The 1,266-nt window shown below is 59.2% G+C and carries 1 protein-coding gene; it reads right to left on the bottom strand.

Going from position 1 to position 1,266, the window contains the following annotated elements; all coding sequences use genetic code 11:
- Positions 1-253: 253 nt before the first annotated feature.
- Positions 254-1,266, bottom strand: a 1,013-nt coding sequence (locus tag AC1DUU_RS32345; RefSeq protein WP_476787372.1) for an apiosidase-like domain-containing protein, incomplete at its 5' end; no start/stop codon positions are given.

Below are 1,266 nucleotides of genomic sequence, written 5' to 3'. Positions count from 1 at the left end.
AAACTGAGAGGCATTCCGTCTGGCAGGAGCATGCCCCCGAACCGAAGATCCGCTTTGCGAAAAGTGGGCATCGTGTCCGGAAAAAGGTCGCGCTCCAGCATGAAGGTAGATAGCCGATTCCCAATTCTACTGGGCCTTCTACTGGAATGGAGCAGGCTCCAGGACGTTTGGTTCTAGGCGCCAAATGGGCTTGGCGAAGCCGGCGTTCAGCCGGCGTGGTTCGAGACGCCTCGGCGCTCCCAAGGGCAACGGTTCACTGGCTTTGACGCTRCTCGCCCTCGGACGTCAGCTCCAAAACCCAATCCGTAAATCCCCCCTGATTGAGTCTCATCGGCCGAAACTTTTGCCTCCCAGGCGCGAAGGGCGAGCCTTCGACGGGCAGCAGATCCCCGCTCGTCGGGTCGCGCCAGCGTGCGGTGATCAGAGGTCCGGAAAGCCTGGAAAGATCAAGGGTAACGTCCTTGCTCGTCGGCAGGTAGACAAGGGCAAAGGAACGATCGCTCGCAGTCGCGGCGACCACATGCGCTTTATCTCCGCCCTTCCCGCCAACAAGAAATGTACCGTCGGCGTCGGGCTTCAGGAGCCACCATTTCACAGACAAAATGACATCGCGAAGCAGGGACATGCTGCGCGCGCCGGGGCTATCCAGGGCCTCTTTCCAACTCATCGGTGCGGGAAAGAGGCCGGGTCCGTCAAAATGCCATATCGGATTGTTGCCAAACACATGGCCTGAGGCGCCGGAAAGTATGGCCTGGTAGGCCTGCATGCGCACTCGCTGCCCATCCGCTTCGTATTCGTTCTCATAGGCGGTTTCCATCAGGAAGAATGGCATGTCGCCACCGCGCGCATATTGGCCAATCGCTGCCTTGTCGACCGGCCCGTAGGTAAAGACGTTGTTTACGTTCAGCCAAGGTTCGCCGGGCCAATAATCCAATGCCGCCGTTTCGGATGAATTGTGGGCCGTCTGAAGCGCATCGGGATCGGCCTCCCGGATTCCGTTGGCGATCGCGCGAACCAGATCCTTGTCTGGCGCGCTGTAGTCGCCGCCCTGCACCCACATGATATTTTTCAAATTTGCGTAGCGCCGGCCAACGAAGCGGCCGTAGTCCGCAAGCTTCTGCGTACCGTTTTGTGTCATCTCCTGATACCAGCCGTCGATGCCGCCACCAGCCCCCAGATATGAGGGCACGAGCAGCACCAAAAAACCCAGGTCGCAGGCACGCTGCAAAACCCAATCGGCATGCTGGAAATAGGCCTCATTGGGTG

It is taken from the genome of Aminobacter sp. P4_H6_2 (assembly GCF_056400805.1).
This window is presented reverse-complemented; position numbering and strand designations above follow the sequence as displayed.